The 293-nt window shown below is 68.9% G+C and carries 1 protein-coding gene; it reads right to left on the bottom strand.

The window, feature by feature from the left end:
* A partial coding sequence (locus EN824_RS34575; protein WP_135933234.1) for an NAD-dependent epimerase/dehydratase family protein occupies nt 1–147 on the bottom strand: 147 nt, incomplete at its 3' end.
* Nucleotides 148–293: the final 146 nt, after the last annotated feature.

Genomic DNA, 293 nt, shown 5'->3' with positions numbered 1-293 from the left:
CGGCCCCCAGCCGACGGCCTTCCGGTTGCCGCGGCTCAGATTGTCGTAGACCACCGGCAGGTAGCCTGCAGCCGACAAAAGCTTGCAGGTATGGCTGCCGATAAAGCCGGCGCCACCCGTCACCAGAACGGGCCGGCGGGTCGTCATGCCGTTGCCTCCCTGGCGGAAGATGCCTCGACGTCGCGCGGGACGACAGGCCGGCGGCCGCCCAGAAGGGCGTCGAAATAGGACGTGGTATGGGCGAGCCCCTCGCTCAGCGCAACCTTCGGCTCCCAGCCGAGATGCTGCCTGGC

It is taken from the genome of Mesorhizobium sp. M8A.F.Ca.ET.181.01.1.1, assembly GCF_004792025.1.
Taxonomy (GTDB): domain Bacteria; phylum Pseudomonadota; class Alphaproteobacteria; order Rhizobiales; family Rhizobiaceae; genus Mesorhizobium.
The sequence above is the reverse complement of the archived record's forward strand: the minus strand, read 5'-3'. Positions and strand labels throughout refer to the sequence as shown.